The 21,034-nt window shown below is 44.5% G+C and carries 18 protein-coding genes; 14 read left to right on the top strand and 4 right to left on the bottom strand.

From position 1 onward, the window contains the following. Window positions 1-54: 54 nt before the first annotated feature. On the bottom strand, window positions 55-792 hold the full coding sequence (locus tag G633_RS0103370; protein ID WP_026519068.1) for a lysophospholipid acyltransferase family protein: 738 nt from the start codon (window positions 790-792) through the stop codon (window positions 55-57). A gap of 119 nt (window positions 793-911) precedes the next feature. Between G633_RS0103370 and G633_RS0103365 the strand changes: the two genes are divergently transcribed. From G633_RS0103365 to G633_RS0103355, 3 genes are read left to right on the top strand one after another with little or no spacing between them, the layout of a single operon-like run. Beyond that, window positions 912-2,219, top strand: a complete 1,308-nt coding sequence (locus G633_RS0103365) for a dihydroorotase (RefSeq protein WP_026519067.1) — start codon at window positions 912-914, stop codon at window positions 2,217-2,219. Between the two features lie 9 nt (window positions 2,220-2,228). Continuing rightward, window positions 2,229-3,020, top strand: a complete 792-nt coding sequence (locus tag G633_RS0103360; RefSeq protein WP_026519066.1) for a dihydroorotate dehydrogenase electron transfer subunit — start codon at window positions 2,229-2,231, stop codon at window positions 3,018-3,020. 17 nt (window positions 3,021-3,037) lie between these two features. Next, on the top strand, window positions 3,038-3,937 hold the full coding sequence (locus G633_RS0103355) for a dihydroorotate dehydrogenase (RefSeq protein ID WP_026519065.1): 900 nt from the start codon (window positions 3,038-3,040) through the stop codon (window positions 3,935-3,937). Between the two features lie 62 nt (window positions 3,938-3,999). On the opposite strand, the gene G633_RS0103350 is transcribed toward G633_RS0103355, so the two are convergent. Continuing rightward, complete coding sequence (locus G633_RS0103350; protein ID WP_026519064.1) at window positions 4,000-4,623, bottom strand: hypothetical protein; 624 nt, start codon at window positions 4,621-4,623, stop codon at window positions 4,000-4,002. Between the two features lie 231 nt (window positions 4,624-4,854). On the opposite strand from G633_RS0103350, the gene ispE reads away from it, so the two are divergent. Continuing rightward, window positions 4,855-5,724, top strand: a complete 870-nt coding sequence (gene ispE, locus G633_RS0103345) for a 4-(cytidine 5'-diphospho)-2-C-methyl-D-erythritol kinase (RefSeq protein WP_026519063.1) — start codon at window positions 4,855-4,857, stop codon at window positions 5,722-5,724. A gap of 13 nt (window positions 5,725-5,737) precedes the next feature. Further along, complete coding sequence (locus G633_RS0103340) at window positions 5,738-6,190, top strand: DUF1934 domain-containing protein (protein ID WP_026519062.1); 453 nt, start codon at window positions 5,738-5,740, stop codon at window positions 6,188-6,190. Window positions 6,191-6,216: 26 nt separating this feature from the next. Here G633_RS0103340 and G633_RS0103335 read toward each other — a convergent pair whose 3' ends face one another. Continuing rightward, window positions 6,217-6,690 (bottom strand): hypothetical protein, encoded by a 474-nt coding sequence (locus G633_RS0103335; protein ID WP_022767802.1) that lies wholly within the window; start codon window positions 6,688-6,690, stop codon window positions 6,217-6,219. A 134-nt stretch (window positions 6,691-6,824) separates the two neighbouring features. Between G633_RS0103335 and tig the strand changes: the two genes are divergently transcribed. The 5 genes from tig (at window position 6,825) to G633_RS0103310 (ending at window position 12,697) form a co-directional block, all read left to right on the top strand. Further along, window positions 6,825-8,066 carry a trigger factor gene (gene tig / locus G633_RS0103330; protein WP_026519061.1) on the top strand — a complete coding sequence of 414 codons (1,242 nt, stop codon included), beginning with the start codon at window positions 6,825-6,827 and terminating at the stop codon, window positions 8,064-8,066. 73 nt (window positions 8,067-8,139) lie between these two features. Beyond that, window positions 8,140-9,456 (top strand): C40 family peptidase, encoded by a 1,317-nt coding sequence (locus G633_RS0103325; protein ID WP_026519060.1) that lies wholly within the window; start codon window positions 8,140-8,142, stop codon window positions 9,454-9,456. A gap of 49 nt (window positions 9,457-9,505) precedes the next feature. Further along, a complete protein-coding gene (guaA, locus tag G633_RS0103320; RefSeq protein WP_026519059.1) occupies window positions 9,506-11,056 on the top strand; it encodes a glutamine-hydrolyzing GMP synthase in 1,551 nt (516 codons plus the stop codon). Between the two features lie 550 nt (window positions 11,057-11,606). Beyond that, complete coding sequence (locus tag G633_RS0103315) at window positions 11,607-12,134, top strand: cysteine hydrolase family protein (RefSeq protein ID WP_026519058.1); 528 nt, start codon at window positions 11,607-11,609, stop codon at window positions 12,132-12,134. Between the two features lie 56 nt (window positions 12,135-12,190). Beyond that, window positions 12,191-12,697 (top strand): GNAT family N-acetyltransferase, encoded by a 507-nt coding sequence (locus G633_RS0103310; RefSeq protein ID WP_022767797.1) that lies wholly within the window; start codon window positions 12,191-12,193, stop codon window positions 12,695-12,697. A gap of 52 nt (window positions 12,698-12,749) precedes the next feature. On the opposite strand, the gene G633_RS0103305 is transcribed toward G633_RS0103310, so the two are convergent. Further along, complete coding sequence (locus tag G633_RS0103305; RefSeq protein WP_026519057.1) at window positions 12,750-15,503, bottom strand: phospholipase D-like domain-containing protein; 2,754 nt, start codon at window positions 15,501-15,503, stop codon at window positions 12,750-12,752. Window positions 15,504-15,623: 120 nt separating this feature from the next. On the opposite strand from G633_RS0103305, the gene G633_RS0103300 reads away from it, so the two are divergent. The 4 genes from G633_RS0103300 (at window position 15,624) to G633_RS0103285 (ending at window position 20,864) form a co-directional block, all read left to right on the top strand. Then, complete coding sequence (locus G633_RS0103300; RefSeq protein ID WP_026519056.1) at window positions 15,624-16,103, top strand: hypothetical protein; 480 nt, start codon at window positions 15,624-15,626, stop codon at window positions 16,101-16,103. A gap of 294 nt (window positions 16,104-16,397) precedes the next feature. Beyond that, window positions 16,398-18,131, top strand: a complete 1,734-nt coding sequence (locus G633_RS0103295; RefSeq protein ID WP_026519055.1) for an ABC transporter ATP-binding protein — start codon at window positions 16,398-16,400, stop codon at window positions 18,129-18,131. 12 nt (window positions 18,132-18,143) lie between these two features. After that, on the top strand, window positions 18,144-19,928 hold the full coding sequence (locus tag G633_RS0103290; RefSeq protein ID WP_026519054.1) for an ABC transporter ATP-binding protein: 1,785 nt from the start codon (window positions 18,144-18,146) through the stop codon (window positions 19,926-19,928). An 18-nt stretch (window positions 19,929-19,946) separates the two neighbouring features. Continuing rightward, a complete protein-coding gene (locus G633_RS0103285) occupies window positions 19,947-20,864 on the top strand; it encodes a radical SAM protein (protein WP_026519053.1) in 918 nt (305 codons plus the stop codon). Window positions 20,865-21,034 lie beyond the last annotated feature (170 nt).

Below are 21,034 nucleotides of genomic sequence, written 5' to 3'. Positions count from 1 at the left end.
ATCACCTTTACGGGAGATGCAAAGCGGTTTTCTATGTCTGTATATCCTGATTTATCAGATTTCCAGGTTTTCGTTTTTGATATAAGTCTGTTCGATAATGTTCTTAACGTACTGGTCGATGTTCTTCTGGTCTTCTTTCTCAAGCTCTTTTATCCTGATGGGCTCGCAGTACTCAATGACAACCGTGGTCTTCTTGATCCAGGGCATGTGGTTCTCAAAGCAGTCTCTGGTGTGGTTAACGACTACGGGAACAATGGGACAGCCGGACTTCTGAGCAATCTTGAAGCTTCCCTTGTGGAACTCGCCCAGGGGCTTATCGGTTTTGTTCCTGGTGCCCTCGGGATAGATGAAGATTGAAATGCCGTTCTTGACCTTGTCGATGGCTGTGAGCACCATCTCAAGACCCTTTCTGATATCTGACCTGTCGAGGAAAAGACAGTCGAGATATACCATCCAGAAGCTGATAACAGGGAGCTTCATGGATTCCTGCTTGGCGATATAGCCTGTGCGTCTCGGAACTCTTGGGTAGGTGACAACGATATCAAAGATACTGCGGTGGTTGCTGACATAAAGAACTGCCTCATCCTTGGGAACGTTGTTCTCACCGATGACAATGCGCTTAATTCCGCCCAGGAACAGTATCACGTTGAATGCCCAGCTGACAATTGCCAGGGATGCTTTCCTTGCCTTGTCGTCATTGAACTTGTGCATGATAAAGAGCACCAGCTGCATCGGAAGTGAGACGATCAGGAAAATAACAAGAAATATAAAAATAATTATTGTACGAATCATTTATTTGAGCCTTTCTTAGAAAATTTTCCGTTATTATTTTCTCATGAGAAGCGCAAAAATGGAATAGATTTCTCGTTTTATGTTAAAGTATATAAGAGCGTACCACGAAGGAGGCATGCATGCTGCTGATAAAGAACGGAAGGATCATGGATCCTGCTACTGAGACAGAGGGTGTTTTTGACATCCTCATAGATAAAGAGAAAATCGTTAGGATAGGACTGTGTGGCAGTCTTGATGAGATAGCAAGAGAGAGCGCCTCCATGATGGAGGCAGGCGACGACTATACAGAGATAGATGCCGGAGGATGCATTGTGGCTCCGGGCCTTGTGGACGGGCACGTTCATTTCAGAGATCCCGGATTCACTTATAAAGAAGACATTGAAACAGGAGCGAGGGCAGCAGCCAAGGGCGGTTTTACCAGCGTCATAATGATGGGCAACACCAATCCCCACATGGACAATGTGGCTACAATAAAGGACGTGCTGGAAAGAGGCAGTAAGACCGGCATCAACGTCTACACCTGTGGTAACGTCACCATGAATATGGAGGGAAAAGAGCTTGTGCCGATGGAAGAGCTTAAAGAGGCGGGAGCAGTTCTTTTCACCGATGACGGTAAGCCCATTATGGATGCAGCGCTGATGGAGAGGGCGTGCGAGAAGGCAACAGAGCTTGACAGAGTAATAAGCCTTCATGAGGAGGATCCTTCATTTATTTCAGAAAACGGAATCAACGCCGGAGAAGTGGCAGCGGAGCTCGGTCTTACAGGATCTCCCAGGGAAGCCGAGATCTCCATGGTCAAAAGAGATATCGAAATAGCCAGAAAGACCGGCGCAACAATAGTTGTTCAGCACATAAGTGCAGCTGAGTCGGTGGATCTTATAAGACAGGCAAGAAGAGAGTGGGTCAAGGTCTTTGCGGAGGCAACTCCACACCACTTTACGCTGACAGAGGATGCGGTAAGAAAGCACGGCACTCTGGCCAAGATGAATCCGCCCCTTCGCCTTGAGAGCGACAGACAGGCGATAATCGAAGGTCTGAGGGACGGAACCATAGATATGATCGCGACGGATCACGCGCCACACTCCAAAGAGGAGAAGGAAAAGAGCTTTAAGGATGCGCCAAGCGGAATCACAGGACTTGAGACATCGCTGGCACTGGGCATCAGGGAACTGGTAAAGCCCGGGCATCTTAGCCTTATGGAACTTCTATCTAGCATGAGTGCCAAGCCGGCGGCTCTGTACGGGCTTGAGGCAGGAGCCATAAGAGTTGGTGATAATGCGGATCTGATAATCTTTAACCCTGATGAGGAGTGGGTGTTTGACAAGAGTCTTTCCAAGGCATCAAATACCCCGTTTCTTGGTGAGAAGCTCCCGGGCAAGATATTCTTTACCATCTGCAGGGGACAAATAGTATATAAAGCTGATTGAGGTGGATATATGGCAAAGAAAATGAAAACAGAGGCAAAAGTCCTCTCCCAGAGGCTATTAGCCGACGGAATCTATGACATGTGGCTTGAGACGGAGATGGCAGCCGATGCCCATCCCGGGCAGTTTGTGGGAGTGTATCCCGCAGGCAAGGCAACACTTCTTCCAAGACCCATAAGCATCTGCGAGGTTGATGGTGCAAGGCGTGCCATCAGGCTGGTGTACAGAGTAGTAGGCCAGGGAACTGCTGAGTTTGCGCTCTATCAGCCGGGAGACTACATCAGTATTCTGGGCGTATTGGGAAACGGCTTTCCGCTTGATAAGGCAGAGGGCAAAAGAGTTCTTCTCATGGGCGGAGGAATCGGAGTTCCGCCTCTTCTTCAGACAGCAAAAGAGCTAAAGGCTGCAGGTAAGGCAGCATCTGTGACCTGCGTAATGGGATACAGGAACGCCGAGACTTTCCTGCGTGACGATTTTGAGAAGGCAGCAGAGCTTGTCATTGCCACAGAGGATGGCAGTATCGGAACCAAAGGGAATGTCATTGATGCTATTAAGGAAAACGGTCTTGAGGCAGATGTTATCTATGCCTGCGGACCAATGCCGATGCTCAGGGCCATCAAGGCTTATGCTTCAGAGAATGGCATGAAGGCATATGTTTCTTTGGAAGAGAGAATGGCCTGCGGCGTTGGAGCCTGTCTTGGATGTATCTGTAAGACAAAAGAGATCGATGAGCACTCACAGGTTAAGAATACAAGGATATGTACAGATGGACCTGTGTTTGATGCTGACGATCTTGACATGTGATGGTTGGAGGTGAAGCTTTGAAACTTTCTGTTAATATAGCCGGCGTTGAATTCAAGAACCCCGTGATGACTGCTTCGGGAACCTTTGGATCCGGCATGGAATATTCTGATTTTGTTGATTTAAGCAGACTTGGTGCTGTGGTTACCAAGGGCGTAGCTAACGTGCCCTGGGAGGGAAATCCGACACCGAGAGTTGCGGAAGTTTACGGCGGAATGCTAAATGCCATAGGACTTCAGAACCCGGGGATCGAGACCTTTGTCAAAAGAGATCTTGAGTTCCTTAAAGGGTATGACACAAAGGTGATCGTCAATGTATGCGGAAAAAGTATTCAGGACTATGTTGATGTGGTAGAGAGATTATCGGATGAGCGTGTGGATATGCTTGAGATCAATGTCTCCTGCCCTAATGTAAAGGAAGGTGCCATTGCATTTGGACAGAATGCCAAGGCCCTTACTGAAATAACCACCGAGATCAAAAAACACGCAAAGCAGCCTGTGATCATGAAGCTCAGCCCCAATGTCACCAGTATTTCAGAGATGGCAAAGGCTGCAGAGGCAGCAGGTGCGGATGCGATATCACTTATAAACACTATTACGGGAATGAAGATAGATATTCACAGAAGAAAGTTTGCTCTGGCAAACAGAACAGGCGGTCTTTCAGGCCCTGCCATCAAGCCTGTTGCCGTAAGGATGGTCTACGAGGCATCTCATGCGGTAGATATCCCGGTTATCGGAATGGGTGGAATAGCCACAGGAGATGATGCCATCGAGTTTATCATGGCAGGAGCAAGTGCTGTGGCAGTGGGAGCCATGAACTTCCATGACCCTTACGCAACAATTCATGTGATAGAGGGAATCGAGAATTACATGAAGCAGTACGGCGTAGAGGACATAAACGAACTTAGAAAAATACTGTGATAAAAGGAAAAAGAGGAAGAGCTTTTTACGGCACTTCCTCTTTTGTGTTACTAGCAACGGTATTAAGTTTCTACTTTCCCTGTGAGCTCGTCGAAACCTTTCATAACGGCGTCAAAGGTCTGTTTTGAAATATCAGGGAGCTCTCCACCCCAGGTCTTTTCGGCCTGTTTGTATCCCTTTTCAAATGCAGATCTCATCTTCTCGAGCTTTTCGGGATCGTCTCCTGCAAGCGCCTTGGCAAAATCAAGAATACGCTCTGAGGTCTGTTTAACGCCCCAATAGCCGTTTTCTGAAATGTCCTCCTGCGCCTGCGCTTTGGTAGCTGCGTCTACTGTGAAATCACCCTTTGCAAGGAATTTCCAGATAGAATCCTCATCATTTTCGCTGTTTGCAATGCCATAGGTCTTGGCCTGCTTGCCCATCATCTTGTGGACGATGTCCAAAAGCTGCTGTTGGCGAAGCGCATCATCTGCTTTCAGCTGTTGAATGATCTTGGTTCTGTCTGTCTCTTTCGATGAAACCTTGGAGGTACTTGAATTTTCCTCGGATTTCTCGTATACGGCAGCCGCTTCTTTTTTGACCTCTACCTCTTTGTCTTTTTTCTTGTCTTCGACAGGAGAATTAACGGTTGAAGTATAGGTCGTTGCGATGTTGTTAGTAACCTCGGTAACTCCGTTTACGCCCATATAGAACTCCTTTTCCGCACAGGTTAGCTAATACCGCGCTGAAACGAAACTATAGTTTACCTATTCTGACTATCGGCAATTTTTTGAAAAACTTAACCCCTGAAATAAAAATTTTTCAATTTTTTTGTATTTTTTTTCTTGTAATGGATTATGGATGGTGAGAAGATGTGAAGTAGCGGGGGATGTAGAGATTTCTTTTGCAAATTACCAGTAGGGGAGCGGATTCGTAAGATGAAGATAACCAGAAAAGCTTATGCCAAGATAAACCTGGGACTTGATGTAATCGGGAAAAGAGATGACGGCTATCATCTGGTGAAGATGATAATGCAGAACGTAGACATATATGACACGCTGACCTTTGAAGATAATGCCGGCGGGGAGATAACCCTTAAGGCTAATTCCGAGACCATTCCGACGGATGGAAGCAACCTTATCTGCAAGGTGGCAAATCAGCTGAAAGAGGAATTTGGTATTAAGGCCGGCGTAAATATCACTTTGGAAAAGAGAATTCCCGTGGCGGCAGGTATGGCGGGAGGAAGCACCGACGGAGCAGCAGCGTATCTCGCATTGAATGAGCTGTGGAATCTCGGGCTTTCCAAAGAGGAGCTGTGCAAAAGAGCTGTTAAGCTGGGAGCGGACATTCCATACTGCATTATTGGAGGAACGGCTCTATCCGAGGGAATAGGCGAGGAGCTTACCGTTCTTAAGGATGCCCCGGAATTCTATCTTGTGGTTGCAAAGCCTGCTATAGCTGTTTCGACAGGCTGGGTATATACAGAGCTTGATAGCAATGTTATTGAAAAACATCCTGATATAGATGGTATCAGGAAGGCCATTGAGGATGGCGATGTCAGAGGAATGTGTGACAAGATCCACAACGTACTTGAGCCTGTAACTACAGGTAAGTACAGCGTTATCAAGGATATAGAGAGAGTCCTTGAGGATAACGGAGCCGTAAGGGCTTTTATGACAGGAAGTGGTCCAACTGTTTTTGCTGTTTACGAGAGAAAAGAAGATGCCAGAAAAGGTTATGAGGCGGTCAAAGAATCCGGCCTTGCTCCGGAGCTCTTTTTAACAAAGCCAATTAATCCCGGCAAATGATCAGGTGAATTGTATGAAGAGAAATGTAGAGGTCAATGTTACAGGCATACATTCAAGAGAAGGTGAACCGACTGAAAAGGTTGAATCCTTGGCAGCGGGAATATATGAGCTTTTGGAGGACGGAAGTTTTATCGTCGAATATGACGAGGAACAGGATACCGGAGCCGGGAGCATGAAGGTCCACAATCGGGTGCATATAGGTGCCGATGGCAGGAAGATGGAGATTGTAAGAGGAGGAGCAACTACTTCAACGCTTACATTTGCCGATGACCTTGAGTATGATACAGAGTATGCAACGCCCTACGGAACCATGCTGATGAAGGTAAGGACCAAGAGCTTTGACTTTACCAAGGTCGGCGGAGACGAGGAAATAAAGCTGGTTGCGGATTATGACCTGGAGATTGAAGGACAGGTGGTTTCAAGTTCGATGATAGTTATAGACATAAAAAATGCGGTGGCAAGCTAAGTTGTCACCGCATTTATATTTTTTTATTATTTAACCATTTTTGCTCCGGCCTTTTCCTGAGCTTTAGCAACGAGATTCTTGAAGAATCCCTTCTTCTGCTCGGGAGCCTGAACCTTACCGTGAAGGCCCTTAACTTCTGTTACGTAGATACCGCTTACTGAAGCCTTAACCTCTTTCTTGGTAGGAACTGAGTCGAAGATCTTCTCATCACAGATAAGACTCATCACTCTGTTGCCGATCCTAACCTTGAGGATAGGAAGTCTTGAACCACGAAGGAGCTTGGGAGTCTGATCGATAACTGCCTGTGGAAGACCTGCTTCCTTGAGCTTCATTCTCTTCTTGTCAATGATCAGCATTGTGACTGTCTGCTTCATGGCATCGAGCTGAACCTGCTGCTCTTCCTGCTTCTTCTGAGCTCTCTTGCCGAGTATGAAAAGTGCAACACCAGCTGCAATCAGAACAACTAAAACTACAATTAAAACTATTAATCCTGTACTCAAAATGTAATCCTCCAAACTAAATAAAAAGTGCACTACCTATTCTAGCATTCTTTTTAGTTTTGCGCAATTAAATACTTTAATAAGAAGTTAGAGTGTGGTAGTATAAGAAATATTGTTTGAAGGAGTAACATATTATGAAGAAAAACTATAGAATAATCGCTGCTTTGGCAGCATCAATGGTTATGCTCTGTGCCTGCGGAAAAGAGGCAGCAACAGAGACAGCAACAACAGAAGCAACAGCAGAAGCATCAACAGAGGCTACAGCCGATGAGGCAGCTCAGTCAGATGCACAGGTTACAGCTGATGCAGCTGCGGAAGGGGCTTCCGGAAGTATCGACGTTTCAGGGCTTGAGGCAGTAACACTTAATGATGTTGACATCGACAGCCTGGTTAAGCTTGGAGATTACAAGGGAATCACACTTGATCTCAAGAAGACAGAAGTGACAGATGCAGACGTTGAGGACAGCCTTAAGAGTGCTTATTCTCAGAACCCTAACATGAAGGAAGTTACTGACAGAGCTATCGAGAGCGGAGATACAGCCAATATCGATTTCGTTGGAAAATACGCTGACACCAAGGAAGAGTTCCAGGGCGGAGCAGGACAGGGATATGACCTTGTGATCGGTTCAGGTTCATTTATCGATGGATTTGAGGATGGCCTTATCGGAGTTAAGAAGGGTGAGACAGTTGATCTTAACCTCACATTCCCTGAGGACTACGGCGCTGCAGATCTTGCTGGCAAGGATGTTATCTTTACAGTAACAGTTAACAGCATCAAGGTTGCAGATACTGAGCCTTCAGATGAGTGGGTTAAGGGTCTCGGCCTTGAGGATGTTGAGAACATGGATCAGTTCAGAGCACATCTTCGTGCAGAGCTTGAAGCTGATGCAGACACTCAGTACAATGAGGACCTCAAGAACGCAGCTGTTGAGATGGTAGCAGATAATGCTACAGTAGACGATATGCCTGAGAAGCTTTACAACAGATACTACATTCAGATGGTGGATTCACTTAAGAGCTATGTTCAGCAGATCTATTACACATACGGTGTTCAGGTTTCAGAGACAGAGTATGTTCAGACAGTAATGCAGAATAACGGTCTTACAGGAACTCCTGAGGATTACCTCAATGACCTTGCTAACCAGCAGACCAAGAGGATCATGGTTCTTCAGGCGATTGCAAACAAAGAGGGTATCGAGGTTTCACAGGAGACCATTGATAAGTATATCCAGGAAGACTATGACAATTACTTCAAGTCAAGCTACAACACCATTGATGAGTTCAAGGCATCCTTTGACTCAGAGGATTACAGAGAGCAGATCATGGCTGAGCAGGTTGCAGACTTCCTCGTAGAGAATGCAAATATTTCAGAATAATGTTATACTACATATAGTAGTAATTGGTTTTATTTGATACTAGTTGTTGAAATCAAAGCAAGGGGGTATTGGGATGAAAAGATTTTATTCTATCGTTGCCGTGATACTTTCCCTTGCTTTTTTTGTACTTACTCCGGTGCAGTCTTTTGCAACAACCAGTGAAGAACTCCAGGAACAGCAAAAGAAACTGGAGGAGGAAGAAAAGGCCCTGAAGCAGCAAAAGAAAGCGGCTGAGAGCCAGAAGGCAGCAAGCCAGAATAAGTTAAACGAGGCAAACAGCCAGATCTCGGAATCAACAGAGGGACTTGGAGAAACCCAGGAAGCTATTGATTCCACCAATGCTGAGATCGTTGGCCTGATGACAGATATTGAACTCATCAAAGAGGATATTGAAGATAAGACACAGCTGATAGAGCAGACCAATGCTGAATATGAAGAGGCCAAAAATCATGAGGAGACCCTTTATGAATCGATGGTACAAAGGGTTAAGTTCATGTATGAAAAAGGAAATCTGTCTTATGTACAGCTCCTGCTTACGGCTACAAGTTACGCAGATGCTTTGAACAAAGCTCAGTATATCGAACAGCTCTACGAGTACGACAGACAGAAACTCTCAGAGTATGTGGCAGCCAAGGAGGCAGCAGCTGCACTGGCGCAGAGGCTTGAAGAGGAAAAGGCAGAGCTTGAGGCCTCACAGTTTGAGCTTGAAGAGGAAGAAGCTTACATGGAAGAGCTTCTTGCTCAGTACAAGGCGACTTATGCAGACTATGAAGTTAAGCTTGCCAAGGCAAAACAGGACGCGGCAGTTTATACGGCTCAGGTCAAGAGCCAGCAGGCCAGCATTGCAGGACTTCAAAAGAAGATTGAGGATAAGCAAAAGGAAGTTGACGCAGCCAAGCAGGCTACTCAGAATGCATTAGAAGCAGAAAGAGCAGCTGCCGAGGCGGCTCAAAATACGGAATCTGACAGTGGTGAAACTTCATCGGGCAGCGGTTCAGGCTCAAACAGTTCATCAGGTGGCGGTAAGACCTATGCTGCAGCAGGAAGTGCTACCGGAAGCAATATTGCCAAGTATGCATGTCAGTTTGTCGGTAATCCTTATGTACCCGGTGGTACAAGCCTTACCAATGGAGCAGATTGCTCAGGATTTGTTCAGTCAGTTTACAAGGCCTTTGGAATAAGCGTTCCCAGAACCTCCTGGGGACAGGGATCCTACGGCAGAGAAGTTTCCTATGCGGATGCCCAGCCGGGAGATGTTATCTACTACGGCGGACACGTTGGAATATACATTGGCGGCGGACAGATTGTCCACGCCAGCACTCAGAAGACGGGTATTAAGTACAGCCCGGCAACTTACAGATCGATCATCACTGTAAGGAGATTTTTGTAAGGCAGTATTTGATGTTATAGCAGTTGAGATTTAGTTGTGAGGAGGAAGAATGGCTTCAGAAGAAAAGGTCATAGTCATTGACTTTGGCGGGCAGTACAACCAGCTTGTTGCCCGAAGAGTCAGAGAATGCAATGTGTACTGTGAGATTTATTCTTATCGTACGCCAATTGAGCAGATTAAGGAGATGGCGCCCAAGGGAATCATCCTTACCGGTGGTCCCAATTCCTGTTATGAGGATGGTGCACCTTCATACACCAAAGAGCTCTTTGAACTGGGAATTCCGGTTCTTGGACTTTGCTACGGCGCACAGCTTATGATGCACCTATTGGGTGGCAAGGTTGAGAAGGCTCCTGTAAGGGAGTATGGCAAGACCAATACTTTTATTGACGGATCCTGCGATACACTGTTTAAGGATATCGACAAGGAGACCATTGTATGGATGAGTCACTTTGACTACATCAGCAAGGTTGCACCCGGATTTGATATCATTGCACACACGGCAGATTGCCCTGTCGCAGCAGCTGCCTGCGAGGACAAGAAGCTCTACGCAATCCAGTTCCACCCTGAAGTTCTTCATACCGTTCAGGGTAAAGAGATTCTCCACAACTTTGTAAGGGATATCTGTAATACACAGGGAACCTGGAGAATGGACTCCTTCGTTGAGAATACGGTTAAGGAGATCAAAGAAAAGGTCGGCGATGGCAAGGTACTTCTTGCTCTTTCCGGCGGTGTTGATTCATCGGTTCTTGCAGCACTTCTTGCTAAGGCTATTGGAAGACAGCTCACCTGTGTCTTTGTTGATCACGGACTTCTTCGTAAGAACGAAGGCGATGAGGTCGAGGGAGTATTTGGACCAAACGGTAATTTCGATATAAACTTTGTACGTGTTAATGCGGCTGAGAGATATTATGCTAAGCTCAAGGGTGTTGAGGAACCTGAGAGAAAGCGTAAGATAATCGGAGAGGAATTCATCCGCGTATTTGAGGAAGAAGCTAAGAAGATCGGAGCAGTTGACTTCCTCGCTCAGGGAACAATTTACCCTGACGTTGTAGAGTCAGGACTTGGTGGAGAATCAGTTGTCATCAAGTCTCACCACAATGTTGGCGGACTTCCCGACTATGTTGATTTCAAGGAGATCATTGAGCCGCTTCGTCTTTTATTCAAGGACGAAGTCCGTAAGGTTGGTCTTGAACTCGGACTTCCCGAGTACCTGGTATTCCGTCAGCCATTCCCCGGCCCCGGACTTGGTATTCGTATCATCGGTGAAGTTACAGCCGAGAAGGTTCGCATCGTTCAGGACGCTGACTACATCTACAGAACCGAGCTTGCCGAGGCAGGTCTTGAGAAGCTCCCTGACCAGTACTTCGCAGCTCTTTCCAACATGCGCTCCGTAGGTGTTATGGGAGATGAGCGTACCTACGACTACGCCGTGGTTCTCCGCGCCGTTGAGACCGTAGACTTCATGACCGCAGAGGCATCAGAGATTCCATTCGCAGTTCTTCAGAAGGTCATGAGCCGCATCATAAATGAGGTCAAGGGTGTTAACCGCGTAATGTTTGATCTTACAAGTAAGCCCCCGGGAACGGTGGAGCTTGAGTAAAAAATCAAAACCCGCAAACCTAGTATTTTCAAGGCTTTGCGGGTTTTTTATTATCTTTTTTGCCTTTTTCTATCTGACGAATTATTTTTCTATGCAGGTCATCCTGCTTGGCTTCTTCGACGCTAAGGAAGTCAATTGGTTACAAATTGTAACCAGATGAAAATGAAATAGTGATAGATCTGAAACAAACATAAGTTGACGATAAAAAGCACATGATTTACGTCTGAAATTGAATTTTTTGAAATTGAGATATATGCCTCAAAATGGACTACATCTGGATTTGAAAAAATGCTATTTTAGACGTAAAGAACAGGCGTAAGGCTTGGGTGAATACTAATTCATGTCTTGGTATTGTCGGGGATTGTTTGATAAAAATGCATATTGTCAGACAACTGTTGTCAAATAATGCTTGTAGAAAGAAAACTCTGCTTGCTATAATAGTGCTCAATACATCTGAAATTCGAAAAATATGATTTCAGACGTAATAGTTAAAATGGCATCGTCCAAAATCGAGAAAAGTAAGATTTGAGACGTAAAATGGGAGCAGGATATGATATTACTTGTAGTAGATGTCCAAAAGGGCATAACAAACGACAGGCTTTATGGGTGCGAGAGCTTTATCAATAACATAACTGAATTGATTAACACAGCCAGGAGCAACCATACAGAAGTAATCTACGTTCAGCATGATGATGGACCGGGAACGGGATTTTCGATTGGGGATGAAGCTTTTGAAATCGCAGAGCAGGTGGCGCTAAACAAGGATGAAAAAGTCTTTGTAAAAACCATCAACAGCTGCTTTGGAAATCTCGATCTTACAGAATATTTGAAACAGACGGGTGAAAAAGAGCTGATGATTATCGGACTTCAGACAAACTTCTGTATCGACGCAACTATAAAATCTGCTTTTGAGAGAGGCTATAGAGTAATTATTCCAGAAGGGACCAATTCAACATTTGACAATGATTACATGGATGCAGAGACCACTTACAGGTACTATAACGAAATGATGTGGCCGAAAAGATTTGCGGAATGCGTATCGATGGAAGAAGCAATTAAACTATTGCAGAAAATCTGAGAGACAAGAACCCAGAAACACAAAAAACAAAGAACAAAAAGAGTAGGCGAGATATCATGGAACTTAGAAAGATAAACAAAGAAGATGCAAAAGCACAGTGGGAGTATACTACAGCACTTCCTGAAGATGAGAACGGCTTAACAAATCCATATAACGGAGTATCATATGAGGAGTATATAGATCAGGTTCTGCAAACCCTGATTTCCTATGAACACCCTGTTAATATGCCGGATTGGTTTGTTCCGGAAACATATTATTACCTTTGGGATGAAGGACATCTTGTCGGAGAATTTCGCATCAGACATCACCTCACAGAAGCTCTTAGGAATGGTGCAGGTCATATCGGTTATAGCATCAAAAGAGACGAGCGAGGAAAAGGGTATGGTACAGCCGGCTTAAAGCTAACGCTCCTAGAAGCGAAAAAGATTGTACCAGAAGATGAAATCTACCTTCGCGTAAACAAAGATAATATTGCATCACAGAAGGTAATGCTTAAGAACGGAGGAAAGATAGTCGGTGAAGATGAGGGGCACTTTTTTGTTCGAATACAGAAAAATACATAAATAGACAGTGGTAAAAGGCAATTCACTTTTTGCCAGCGAATTGCCTTTTTTGTTATATTCCTAAATCATTTTCAGGTTTTGTTTTTTCAAAACTAAAATACATATCGTACAAGGTCTTGATTACGGTAGAATTTTCACTTTTCTCTGCAAGTTCTCCCCAACCGGAGCCGTCTCTTTGATACGATAAATAGTTCAGACTACCGATAATGTAGTATTTGTTATCTACCATCATCAGCTTTGAGTGAGAACGATGACGATAACTTATGAACATTCCGGGATATTCTTTGTCGAATCTTTTATGCAAATCCATTATGTTTTTGACGGACCACTCAAAGCGAGTACCGGGCATTTCTTTTTTGGCTATTTTTTCCCTCAATCTGCTATCTGAATAGTCTTTGTCTTTATTATCATCCTTTAGTCCATAACGAATTTTTATTTTTACATTTCTTTTAAGGCAGCTTTCCATAAGGTCTGGAAATTCGTCGGATGCATATTTCCCCAGCCATGGAACAGCAATATCTATTTCACTACTAGCTGTTTTAAATGCATTTTTAAACTCATTTAGTATCTTATTCTCTTTTAAAATTGTCGAGCTCTTAAGCTCATTTTCAAGTTTTTCTTTGTCACGCTGCAGCTGGGAAATCTTATTATCCTGCAATGTGATTATTTCCTGGACCTTATTTTTCGCCTCCTCTAAAACTGAAATCTCTTTTTTGAGTTGTTTTTGCTTTTCTTCATTTTGGGTTATTTGCGTGGCTTGTGCTTGAATTACACCTTCATCATATTTCTTCTCGCTTTCCAATTTTTCAATTATATTATTAAGCTCAGTTGCTTTAGCACCCTGCGAATCTAATTTCTTTCTTCTTTCATCAAGCAACTTCTGTTTCAAATAGATATCGCTTTCAAGTTTATCATTATTATTTTTTAGTTTTTCATTTTCCTGATTAAGGGCTCCAATTACAGACACTTTCTCTGAAATAGCAGCTTCTAAATTCTTAATTTCAGCATGTCCTTGCTTTATGTCCGTTAACAGCTTTTGGTATTTTTCTTCATAAGTCTTATTAAGGTTATCTATTTCAATCTTCTTATCCTTCAAGTCATTTTCCAACTCTGATATTTTCTTATTTAATTCATTCAGTTTGGCTTGTAGCTCAAGCCTTTCAGCTTCGTCGACAATTGACTTTTCTAGTTGGCTCTTGAGTTCGTCACGTTCTTCTTCTAAGCGCTCTTTTTCAGCTTCCTTTGAAGCAATTTCCAGGTTCAATGTCTCCTTTTCAACTACAAGCTGTGCATTCTGATGTGAAAGATCGTTGAGTTTTACTTGGCTCTCTTTAAGTTTTACTGCCAGAGAGTTTATAATCTTTTTAGCAGAAATACCTCCCGTGGACACAGGTTCTTGAGCGTCTTTGATAATGCCATACTCTATGAGAACACGGCGTAAATCATCTTCTCCAAGCGCAATATCATCCGGCTTGGGAAGCCCTCGGAGTACCCCGGTCAAATTGATTTTTTTATCAACTTTATAGAAGATCTGACCACACTCTTGCTTTGTTGAAAACTTGATAAACAGTTGATCGTTGGTGGAAGGTTCGCCGAGAGCCTGAGGGTCTTGAGCCCTTAGTAGTTCAATAAGTCGTCTTTCTATTTTCTCAAACGCATTCCATTCGCATGAATCCACCATTGATTCAAAAAAACCGTTTAGCAGATTGAGTTCTGAATATGATGAAATCCAGAGCTTGCTGATTTGGCCCACCAGTATTTTTCTTAGAGCTATTTTCTGTTCATCGAAATGTTTAATCGCATCCTTAGCTTGAGATATGGTGTTTTCTCCTTGAAGGATCGATTCTTTTTTTCTTATTTTCTCGCTTTCTTTCTCCTTTATCTGATTATTTATGAATGAAACATCTGCATTGGATTCAGATAGAGATATATTGAGTGTTCTCAGATATTCATCATCTTTTTTTATCTCTGCGGATAGCCTGTCATTGTTTTCAGAAAGGCTTTTAATCTGACTTCTTATAAGGTCAATTTGCCCGGCAATAGTATGCAGAGCTCTAAGTCCTGCCTCATATCTTGTTGACAAATCCTGATCTATTTTCGAGATTGTGGTTTCATCTATCGAAACCGAAAAGGTCTTTCCATACCCTGTTCCACCTACTGCAATCACATAAGCCAGTTTTTCCAAAGAAAGCTTTTTCTTTGTAGAAAGGAACCATATGACCTCGCTTATTAGTCCGATTGCAATAACAAATAATCTGATCTTATTTATTTGCGACTGAGGAATGCCATAACCAGATAATTTGTGGCTTATATATATAAGCAAAAACAAAGTGATAATGATAATTACAATGGCGACAATTCCCCATATTGCCGGCAAGCGCTTTATTTTATTGACGCCCCTGTTTTTGCATTTGACTGTGAGATCATCGGCCATTTCCGCAGGAGACATCACTGAATAATGCTGCTTTCCATACAAAGCGGAAACAGCACGCATCATTGAAACGGAGAGCATATCATCGCTGCCACCCCGGACGCCAACTCTTTTTCCGTATTTCACAATATCATTTCTTGCTCGTGACATAAGAATGTCATGGGGTGTTCGAACAAGTTCATCAACCTTTGCTTCGTACAACACATTTAGTCCGGCGGGAATTACAGTTTTTTTAGCGTTTTTTCTAAAGATATTTGCAAGGCTTTTTACGGTCTGACCTACCCAGTTTGCTGGGGTATAAGACTCAATACAGGCTAGAAGCTCTGCAATTTCAGTTTTTGTCGTTTTTTCAAGTCCATCAATTATAGTTGACATACGGTTTCCTTTCTGACGGAATGATATCACACTATTAATCGTAAAATAATACGGCATCAAATTCAAGATGACGGGCGGATAGTACATGTTATAATGGTAACCGTTAGGGGAAGGAGTTGTATGAAGAGTAAAGTATCAAAAGACAGAATATGGATTGTAGCCCTACTGGTAGCACTGGCGCTGGGCTTTGCAATCTTTGTAATAGCAGCTCTGTTCATGGAAACAAAGAAGATCAGGGAGTTCAAGGTAGACGTATTTGTACTCAGCAATGAGTCTGACATATGCATGGCTGACGGCCCGGATGGAACAGTGAAGATGAGCGCTGACAATCTTCCGGCCATCTATTCGATAATCTTAAAGTCCAAGGGCAGGATTGTCTTTGGAGAGCCCAAGGTGCAGGATACAGTGGTGTTTAACTTTGAGTGCCATGATGAAGACTGGACCATGACAGTAGATGAGATTGATGAAGATAAGATCAGGATAAACCTTGAAGGCCCGAGAACTTATACCATGTACCTGAACAATAACAAGAATTTCGAGGCATTTCAGAAGGCAGCATCAGCCGAAGGTTACGTTAGTAAAAACAAGGTTATCAGGTAAAAAGACAGTTAATTTAAATAATTGTGTTGACAAAGCCCATCAATTAGCATAATGTAATAATTACTTGTAGCAAAGCAAACTAAGAAAGGAGGTAAGGACAATGTTAAAGACTAGAAATTATGTGGCAGTGAATATGGAAATTGTGGTTACCTCGCAGGAGTTTGCTCAGTAATTGGATTTATCTTGAAGCAATCAGGCGTGGTATCCGCATGGAGACCACGCTATTTTTATGGCTGTTTATGGCGGTAGGGTCTCCGGGCTTTACCGCTGTTTTTATATGAGGATGTGATAATTATGAAAAAGTATTTGATAAGGAACTGGTGGAGATATACCCTCGGCGGAATATCACTTATATGCAGCACAGCAATCGATGTGCTTCTTCCCTTCGTAACACTTTCCATGGTGGATGATGTCATCGTCGGAAGAAACATGGATATCTTCAGAAGAGACATCCTGTTGTTTGTGGCAGCAGGCCTGGGAAGAGCTTTCTTCCAGTTCGTAAAAGAGTTCCTTTGTGACATGTCGGGATGTCGCGTGGCATCCAGCCTTAGAAAAGATATGATGAAGCATATCTTCACGCTCCACAAGGGATATTTTGACAAGACCAACACCGGCGAACTCATGGCAAGGGTCAAGGATGACGCCGGAGCAGTCTGGGATCTGACCGGATTTGTTGGAATGCTGCTGACAGAGGCGACAGTTTACTTCATCGGAGTAGTCATCTGCATGATCAGGCTCAACTGGAAGCTCAGCCTTGTTCCCTTGGTGTTTATGCCTTTCCTTGCCTATGTGGCTCTTCATCTGGAAAAGACACTTAGCAAGGATTACGACGACATAAGTGAGAGAAATGCAGCCCTTACCAAGGTCGTTGAGGAGAACATTTCAGGCGTAAGGACCGTTAAGGCTTTTTCTGCCGAAGGCACTGAGATGAAGAAGTTCGATGAGAAGAACCTCGACTACGCTAAGGCCAACAAGAAGTTTGCCTCTGACCTTGCAGACTCTGATCCGCTCATCGGCCTTATACCTAAGGTTATGCAGGTGGCTGTGGTTGCAATCGGCGGCTATGCAGCGATCAAAGGAAGCATAACCTACGGAACACTTGTGGCATTCGTGTCATATTCCATCAACATCGTATGGCCCATCGAGAACCTTGGCTGGATGCTCTCACTGGTTTCTCAGGGACTTGCAGGCTACAAGAAGATCTCCAAGGTTCTTGGCACAATACCCGATATCACCGATCCTTCGGGAAAAGAACTTTCGGAATCAGCAAACGCTCCGGGACAGATCAGCTTTGAGAATGTAAGCTTTGCTATCGACGATAAGCCCATTTTAGAGGATGTGTCTTTTACCATAGAAAAAGGAAAGACTCTGGGTATCATGGGCGCAACGGGTGCGGGAAAGAGTACCATCGTCAACCTGCTTGAGAGATTCTATGACGTGACAGACGGATGCATTCGCATCGAGGGAAAAGACATTAAGGACATGCCACTTAGTGATGTAAGGGCCTTTTCATCAGTGGTAACCCAGGATGTATTTCTTTTCTCCGACACAATCACTGAGAATGTAAGACTTGGATTTAAGGACAGCATGGACGAGGTGACGGTAAGAAATGCCATTAAGAGCGCCCATGCAAAAGACTTTGTCGAGAAGATAACCGATAGCTACGAGGCGGTTATCGGAGAGAGAGGCATTGGTTTGTCCGGCGGTCAGAAGCAGAGACTTTCAATTGCGAGAGCCCTTGCCAAGGAGGCAGATCTTCTGGTTCTTGATGACTCCACATCTGCTCTTGATATGGAGACGGAAGCTGCGATCCAGCAGGAGCTTTTAAAGAAAAAAGACATGAGTAAGATCATCATCGGTCATCGTATATCATCGGTCAAGGACGCAGATGAGATCATAGTTTTGGAAAACGGAAGAGTAAAAGAGAGAGGAACCCATGCTGAGCTCATCGGAAAGAGGGGACTGTACTATAGCACCTACGAAGCCCAGTACGGAGACTATCGGAATGCTCTTGCGGTAAATGAGTAAGGAGGTGCATATATGGCAATAAACAGCACCAGAGAGGATGAGGATTTAAAGGAGAGCCTTAAGCTTGACGTCCTAAAGAGACTTCTTAAGAATCTTCTGGAATATAGGGGGAAAATTGTGCTGGTAACCGGACTTATTCTGGTGACGGTTGCCATCCAGACCACTTATCCTCTGCTGATAGAAAAAGTAATTGATGATGAGATCATAGATGGAAATGTCCGGGGGCTTTTTACCATGGCCGGATTTATGATAGTCCTGGCCTTTGTGAACTACGCAGCCACCAGGATCTGGAGGCGTATAATGGCTGTGATCTCCAACGACATGATCATGAACATCAGAAGAAGGCTCTATGTTCATATCCAGGAGCTGGGCGTAGACTTTTTTGACCAGAGACCATCCGGTAAGATCCTGGCAAGGATCACGGGTGATGTCAACGCGTTAAAAGAGGTTCTTTCGAGCACTATTACAACCCTGGCACCTGAGGCTGTGATGCTTGTTGCGATACTGGCTATCATGATCGTAAAGAGCCCGGTTCTGTCGCTGTCTGCGGCAGTTGCAGTTCCGATCATCATGCTGGGACTTTACTTCTGCGAGATCCTGGCCCACAAGAGGTGGCAGATCTGGAAAAAGAAAGATTCCAACATGACAGCATATATCCATGAGGGTATTGAAGGCGTATCCATTATCCAGAGCTTCAACGCTCAGGAGGAATCCTCAAAGGAATTCGACGGACTTGTTAATGAGGTTATTAAAGCCTTCAGAAATGCGGTAGTTATAACAGATATCTACAGTCCTACAATCGAGATTGCAGGCGGACTTGGAACGGCGACACTTTACTATCTGGCAGTTACAAAACTTAATGTTCAGCCGGAGTCCATAGGTACGCTTTCAGCTTTTGTTCTCTATCTTGGCATGTTCTTCAGTCCTATCAGAAACCTGGCCAACTACTACAACAAGCTGATAACTAATCTGTCATCAGCTGAAAGAGTATATGAAATCATGGACATGGATCCTCTTGTTAAGGACGGAGAAAGAGCTATCGACCTTCCCGAGATTGAGGGAAATGTTGAGTTTGATCACGTGACTTTTGCTTACCCCGATGAGCCGGATGTGGACATTCTCCATGACGTCAGCTTTAAGGCTAAAAAGGGAGAGACCATAGCTCTGGTCGGTCCTACAGGAGCAGGTAAGACGACCATTGTGAGCCTTATCAGCAGGTTCTATAACACCAAGAGCGGAAGGGTTCTGGTGGACGGATATGACATCAGCAAGGTGACAATCCAGTCACTTAGAAATCAGCTGGGAATCATGACTCAGGACAACTATCTCTTTTCCGGAACCATAAGGGATAATATCAAGTACGGAAGACCTGATGCCACGGATGAGGAGATGCTGGCGGTGTCAAAGGCTGTGCATGCCCATGATTTTATCTCACAGATGGAGAAGGGGTATGACACTGTTATCACAGAGCGCGGAGGCGGACTCTCCAACGGACAGAGGCAGCTTGTGGCCTTTGCGAGAACTCTTTTGACAGATCCCAAGATCCTGATACTGGATGAAGCTACGGCAAGTATCGATACCAGAACTGAGATCCTGGTTCAGCAGGGAATTGAGGAGCTTCTTAAAAAGAGAACTTCATTTGTGGTTGCACACAGGCTTTCCACTATCAAGAATGCGGACAAGATATTTGTGATCGATGACGGCGGAATCCTTGAGTGGGGCGATCACGAGAGCCTGATGGCAAGAAGAGGAGCCTACTATGAGCTCTACTCGGCGCAGTTTGTCAGCGCGTCGTAATGTTGTATAATTTACATTATGAAAGATATAGATAAGGACTACTTATCCTGCAGGTTATGCCCCAGAAACTGCATGGTTGACAGGACCACCACAAGGGGCTATTGCAGGGAACTGAATACTTTGCACGTATCAAGGGCTGCTCTCCATATGTGGGAGGAGCCCTGTATTTCCGGTACGTCCGGGTCAGGTACGGTGTTCTTTTCCGGCTGCAACATGGGATGTGTCTTTTGCCAGAACAGGAAGATCAGCCGTGGAGAAGTCGGTAAATTTATATCGACGGAGCGCCTCGTGGAGATATTCTTTGAGCAGCAGGAGAGAGGCGCAAACAATATAAATCTCGTGACGGGGGATATGTTCATCCCCACAATTGCAGATGCGATTGAGAGAGCCAAGGATCAGGGAATTAAGATTCCGTTCCTGTTTAATACCTCTTCATACCTGAATGTCAGCAGTGTGAAGCGCCTTGAGGGGCTGATTGATATTTATCTTCCGGACTTTAAATACATCAGGGAGGAAGATGCTGTTAGGTATAGCAATGCTCCGGGATACCCCGAGGCTGCCAGAGTCGCCATTGCGGAGATGGTAAGGCAGTGTCCTGAGTGCGTGTTTGAGACGGATGATAAAGGGCAGGAGCTTATTAAAAAGGGCGTTATTGTCAGGCATCTTCTTATGCCGGGTATGCTGATACAGGCCAAGATTATCACGAAATATCTGTATGAGACCTATGGTGATAGTATCTATATCAGCCTGATGAACCAGTTTACACCGGGAGAGGGGCTTGAGAAGTTTCCTGAGATCAACAGGAAGATCACGGAAGCTGAGTATAGGAGCCTTGTTGATTACGCGTCGAACCTAGGCGTAGTAAACGGCTATGTTCAGGAGGGTGAGACTGCTTCGGAGAGCTTCATTCCGGAGTTTGACTGTGAAGGGGTGTGAGTCAGTGGGGACGGTTCAGTGTGAGTCAGTGGGGACGTTTCAGTTTGACTCATTTTGCTTTACAAAATGAGTCAAACTGAAACGTCCCCACTGACTCACACTGAACCGTCCCCACTTACTTGCGCCCAAACTCCCCTGCAGGGGGTTGCAAAACCCCTTTCAATGGGCGA

The organism is Butyrivibrio sp. FCS006 (genome assembly GCF_000424525.1).
Taxonomy (GTDB): Bacteria; Bacillota; Clostridia; order Lachnospirales; family Lachnospiraceae; genus Butyrivibrio.
The sequence above is the reverse complement of the archived record's forward strand: the minus strand, read 5'-3'. Positions and strand labels throughout refer to the sequence as shown.